At 64.0% G+C, this 5,599-nt stretch carries 4 protein-coding genes; 1 reads left to right on the forward strand and 3 read right to left on the reverse strand.

All coding sequences use genetic code 11. The features are described from left to right. Both JHD64_RS20700 and metE read right to left on the reverse strand, forming a co-directional pair. Window positions 1-694: cupin domain-containing protein (locus JHD64_RS20700; protein ID WP_199055455.1), on the reverse strand; the 694-nt coding region annotated here is incomplete at its 3' end. Window positions 695-949: 255 nt separating this feature from the next. Beyond that, complete coding sequence (gene metE, locus JHD64_RS20705) at window positions 950-3,235, reverse strand: 5-methyltetrahydropteroyltriglutamate--homocysteine S-methyltransferase (protein ID WP_199055457.1); 2,286 nt, start codon at window positions 3,233-3,235, stop codon at window positions 950-952. 115 nt (window positions 3,236-3,350) lie between these two features. Between metE and JHD64_RS20710 the strand changes: the two genes are divergently transcribed. Then, window positions 3,351-4,268: a LysR family transcriptional regulator gene (locus JHD64_RS20710; protein ID WP_199055459.1), complete on the forward strand. Its 918-nt coding sequence runs from the start codon at window positions 3,351-3,353 to the stop codon at window positions 4,266-4,268. 16 nt (window positions 4,269-4,284) lie between these two features. Here JHD64_RS20710 and ntrC read toward each other — a convergent pair. Then, window positions 4,285-5,599: nitrogen regulation protein NR(I) (ntrC, locus tag JHD64_RS20715; protein ID WP_199055461.1), on the reverse strand; the 1,315-nt coding region annotated here is incomplete at its 5' end.

Raw genomic sequence — 5,599 nt, forward strand, 5'->3', positions numbered from 1 at the left:
GCCGGACGCGCCAGCTCTGCAGATAGGCGCCCGGCGTGCAGCCGACCGCCTGGCGAAAGCTGCTGGCAAACACGCTGCGCGACATGCCGGCGATGTGGGCCAGCGCATCCAGCGACCATTCCTGCCCTGGCTGCTCGTGCATCGCCACCAGCGCCTTGCGCAATTTGGGGTGAGACAGGCCAGCCAGCATGCCGCCATTGATCTGCTCGCTTTCCATCAGTTGCCGCAGCAGCTGGATCAGCAGTACTTCGAACAGCTTGTCGATCAGGGCGTGGCGGCCGCAGCGCTCGCTGAAGGCCTCCTCGAACAGCAGTGCCAGCACCGGCGCGGCCCCATCAATCGTCTCCAGTGGCAGGCAGATCATCTCCGGCAAGCCGCTGACGATAGGGTTATCGCTGCCGCCGGCAAAATGCAGCTCGGCACAGGTCAGATCGGCAGGGTGCTGCGGATCGCTGATGAAACGACGGGCCATGGGCCGGGGATAGAGCAGCAGGCTGGGCACCTTCACCTGCAGGCTGGGCTGGCCCGGATGAATGATTTCCATGGCTCCGGCCCGGACCAGATGCAGCTGTCCACCTGCGCCGGCGGCAGAGAAATCGTTGATGCCGCACAGGGTGCCGGCGTGAAACAGGCGCGCGTGCACCGGGAAGTGATGCAGCAAGGCATTCAGGCGGTCGCTGCAGGATTCGGCCAATGTGCTACTCCTTGTTAATTTTCCGGCATTTTATATGACCAGGAGTATTTTTCCCAGGAGCGTGCCGGTCGGGCCGGTGGGGGGCATAAGCGCTTGCCCGCTGGCCGGGTGCCAGCGGCTGGTGCTGGTCTGCAAAAAAGAGGGCTCCCGAAGGAGCCCTGATCAGCGGGTACCAAGCGGGCCGCACTGGCCCTGAGAGAGAGTCTTGGTAAATAAATATTAAAAATACTTTTTAGTAATTGCAATGAATGACGGTTAGCTAAGCCGGAGCGCCAGCTGCTGGCGCAGCCTTTTCGCCACACTCACCATATTGCCCAGCGCGGCCTCCACCTCTGGCCAGCCACGGGTTTTCAGTCCGCAATCGGGGTTGACCCACAAGCGTTCGGCCGGAATCACCTGCAAGGCCTTGTCCAGCAGGGCTGCCATTTCAGCCTCGGCTGGCACGCGCGGGCTGTGGATGTCGTACACCCCGGGGCCGATGTCATTGGGGTAGCGGAACTCGGCAAAATCCTGCAGCAAGGCCATGTCGGAGCGCGAGGTTTCGATGGTGATCACATCGGCATCCAGTGCGGCAATCTGCGGCAGGATGTCGCCGAATTCCGAGTAGCACATATGGGTATGAATCTGGGTGCTGTCATCAATGCGCCAGCTGCACAGGCGGAAAGCCTCGCCCGCCCACTGCAGATAAGCCGCTTGCTGCACCTGCTGCAGGGGCAGCCCTTCACGGATGGCCGGCTCGTCGATCTGGATGATGCGGATGCCGGCGTTTTCCAGATCCAGCACCTCTTCGTTCAGTGCCAGGGCAATCTGCCGGCAGACCGTGCTACGTGGTACATCATTGCGGACAAAGCTCCATTGCAGCATGGTGACCGGCCCGGTGAGCATGCCTTTTACCGGCTTGCTGCTCAGGCTTTGCGCATAGACAGCCCAGCGTACGGTCATCGGCTGCGGCCGTGCCACATCGCCAACGATGATGGGCGGTTTGACGCAGCGGCTGCCATAGCTCTGCACCCAGCCCAGCCGGGTAAAGGCAAAGCCTTCCAGCTGTTCGCCAAAGTATTCCACCATGTCGTTGCGCTCGGCTTCGCCGTGGACCAGTACATCCAGCCCCAGTGCTTCCTGACGGCGGATGGCCAGCGCAATTTCTTCCTGCATGGCCTGCTCGTAGGCGGCTGCATCCAGTTCGCCGCGCTTGAAGGCCGCCCGTGCGCTGCGGATGCTGGCGGTTTGCGGGAAAGAGCCGATGGTGGTGGTGGGCAGCAATGGCAGCTTGAGCCAGGCCTGCTGCAGGGCAATGCGTCGGGCAAAGGGCAGGGGGCGCTGGTCGGCGCCGGCTGGCAGTGAGGCCAGACGCTGCTGCACGGCTGGTCGATGAATCAGCGGGCTGCTGCGGCGCTGTGCCTGCACATGGTCGCTGGACTGCAATTCGTTACTGATGCTGGCACGGCCCTGCTCCAGCCCGCGCTGCAGCAGCTTCAGCTCGTTCAGTCTTTGCACGGCAAAGGCCAGCCAGCTGCGGATGTCGGCATCCATTTCGGTTTCCGCGGCCAAATCGAAAGGGCTGTGCAGCAGCGAGCAGCTGGGGGCCAGCCACAGGCGCTCGCCCAGTTGTGCCGCCACCGGCTCCAGCTGTGCCAGCACGGCGCTCAGATCGCTGCGCCAGACATTGCGCCCGTCCACCGCGCCGGCAGACAGCACCTTGTCATCCGGCCACTGCTGCATGAAGTGGGCCAGTTGCTCCGGCGCGCGGACCAGGTCCAGATGCAGGCCGGCGACCGGCAGGCTGTGCAATAGCGCGGCATGCCGGGCCACGCTGCCAAAGTAAGTGGCCAGCAATAGCTGGAGCGGGCTGCTGGCAGCCAGTTGCTGATAGGCCGGGGCAAAGGCGGCCAGCCAGTCGGCGGGCAGGTCCAGCGCCAGGATGGGTTCGTCCAGCTGTACCCAGCTCACGCCAGCGGCAGCCAGTTGCTGGAGGATCTGTGCATAGCAGGCCAGCAGGTCCGGCAGCAATTGCAGACGGTCAAAATCGCCGCCCTTGCATTTGCCCAGCCACAGCAGGGTGAGCGGCCCGATCACTACCGGTTTGGCCTGGATGCCCAGCGCCTGTGCTTCGGCCAGCTGGGCCAGCAGCGGGGCGGGGTTGGCGCTGAAGGCGGTATCTGCCTGCCATTCCGGTACCAGGTAGTGGTAGTTGGTATCAAACCATTTGGTCATTTCCAGCGCCGGCTGGCGGCTATTGCCGCGCGCCAGCTGGAAGTATTGCGCGCTGTCCAGCCGGGCAGGGTCAAAGCCGAAGCGGGCCGGAATGGCGCCCACCAGGATCTGCGCGTCCAGCACATGGTCGTACAGCGAAAAATCCCCCACGGGCGACAGCTGGATGCCGGCGCCCTTCTGTAGCAGCCAATGGCGCTGGCGCAGCGTGCGGGCGCCTTGTTGCAAGGCGGCCTCGTCAATCTGGCCTTGCCAGAAGTCTTCCAGCAGTTGTTTCAGTTCGCGTTTGGCGCCGATGCGGGGAAAGCCGGCCAGGTGCAGTGTGGTCATGTCGGAGTCCTTGTCTGTCAGTGCTCCCAGCATCGGTGAATCTGCTGTATGATTCAAACTCATTTTTTTGTTGTTTTTAATGAACTGAATTCATGTTTGTCGGAAGGCCCATGCCATGCTGGAACTACGTCATCTGCGCACCCTGCTTGCCCTGCAGGAAACCGGCAGTGTGTCGCTGGCGGCCGAGCGGGTGTTTCTCACCCAGTCGGCCCTGTCGCATCAGCTGAAGCAGCTGGAGGCTTATTACCAGCAGCCCTTGTTTGAACGCAAAACCCAGCCGCTGCGCTTTACCCTGGCGGGCGAGCGTCTGCTGGCGCTGGCGCGCGAGGTGCTGGACAAGGTGGCCGCGGCCGAGCGCGAGGTGGCGCGCATCCGCCAGGGCGAGGCAGGGGAGCTGCGGGTGGCGGTGGAGTGCCACACCTGTTTCGACTGGCTGATGCCGGCCATGGACAGCTTTCGCCAGCACTGGCCGGCGGTGGAGCTGGACATTGTTTCCGGTTTTCATGCCGACCCGGTGGGGCTGTTGCTGACGCGGCGCGCCGACCTGGCCATCGTGTCGGAAGCCGAGCCGCAGGCCGGCATCGTCCACCAGCCCTTGTTTGCCTATGAAATGGTGGGCATTGTGGCGCGCGATCATCCGCTGGCCGCCAAAAAGGTGTGGCAGGCGCAGGATTTTGCCGCGGAAACACTGATTCACTATCCGGTGCCGGACGAGATGCTGGATTTATGGCGCAAGCTACTGCTGCCGGCCGGGGTCAGCCCATTGCGCCGTACCAGCGAGCTGACGGTGGCCATCATTCAGCTGGTGGCCAGCCGGCGCGGTGTGGCGGCCCTGCCGTTCTGGGCGGTCAAGCCGTATCTGGAGCGCGGTTATGTGGTGGCGCGGCAGATCGGCGAGCAGGGGCTGAGCAGCGAATTGTACGCAGCCTTGCGCAGCGAGGATGCCGGGCTAGCCTATATGCAGGATTTTCTCGCCACGGTGCGGGAGCGCAGCTTTGCCACGCTCCCGGGGCTGACCGTGCTGGAGGGCTGATGCACGGTGGTGGGTTTCAGCCCTGTTCGTCATGGGCTTCCATGCCCAGTTCCTGAATCTTGCGGGTGAGGGTATTGCGGCCCCAGCCCAGCAGATGTGCCGCTTCCACCTTGCGCCCGCCGGTGTGGGCCAGGCCGGTGCGGATGCAGCTTTCCTCGAAGCGCCGGCACAGGTCGTCGATGATGCCCACTTCGCCGGCACGCAGGCGGCGGGCCACTTCTTCGGCCAGGCCCAGCGTCCAGTCCACCACATGAACGGCCGTGCTGGCCACCGGGCTGCCTTCGCCGGCCGCTGCCACGGGGGCGGCTTCCGGTTCGCGCAGTTCGGCCGGCAGGTCGCCCACCTCTACCTGCTGGCCCGGTGCCATCACGGTAATCCACTGACACAGGTTTTCCAGCTCGCGCACATTGCCGGTGAAGCTGTGGAACTTGATCACCTCCATCGCCGCATCGGTCAGCCGCTTCGGCTCCACCCCCAGGCTGCTGGCGCTCTTGGCCAGGAAATGGCGGGTCAGCAGCGGAATGTCTTCGCGCCGTTCGCGCAAGGGTGGCAGGCGCAGGCGAATCACGTTCAGCCGGTGGAACAGGTCTTCGCGGAACAGGCCGCGTTTGACGCGGTCTTCCAGATGCTGGTGGGTGGCGGCAATCACCCGCACATTGGCCTTGATCGGCACATGGCCGCCCACGCGGTAAAAATGGCCGTCCGACAGCACGCGCAGCAGGCGGGTTTGCAGCTCGGTGGGCATGTCGCCGATTTCATCCAGAAACAGTGTGCCGCCTTCGGCTTCTTCAAAGCGGCCACGGCGGGTGGCCAGTGCGCCGGTGAAGGCGCCTTTTTCATGGCCGAACAGTTCCGATTCCAGCAGGTCTTTTGGAATGGCGGCGGTGTTCAGGGCGATGAAGGGCTTGCTGGCACGCACCGAGTGGCGGTGCAGCGCTTCGGCCACCCTTTCCTTGCCGGTGCCGGATTCACCGGTAATCAGCACGGTGACATGCGATTGCGACAGCCGGCCAATGGCGCGGAACACGTCCTGCATGGCCGGAGCCTGGCCTAGCAGCACCGGCATGGCTTCCACGCCGCCACTGGCTTCGATCTGGCTATTGCTCTCGGCCAGCGCCCGTTCGATCAGCTGCACGGCCTGGTCGACATCAAAGGGCTTGGGCAAGTATTCGAAAGCCCCGCCCTGGAAGGCTGCCACGGCCGAGTCCAGATCAGAGTGCGCAGTCATGATGATGACCGGCAGCTGCGGGTGGTCGGCCTTGACCCGCGACAGGAATTTCAGGCCGTCCGTGCCCGGCATGCGGATATCGGAAATGATGACGCGCGGGGTG

This window comes from Aquitalea sp. ASV15, assembly GCF_016429115.1.
Taxonomy (GTDB): Bacteria; Pseudomonadota; Gammaproteobacteria; order Burkholderiales; family Chromobacteriaceae; genus Aquitalea; species Aquitalea magnusonii.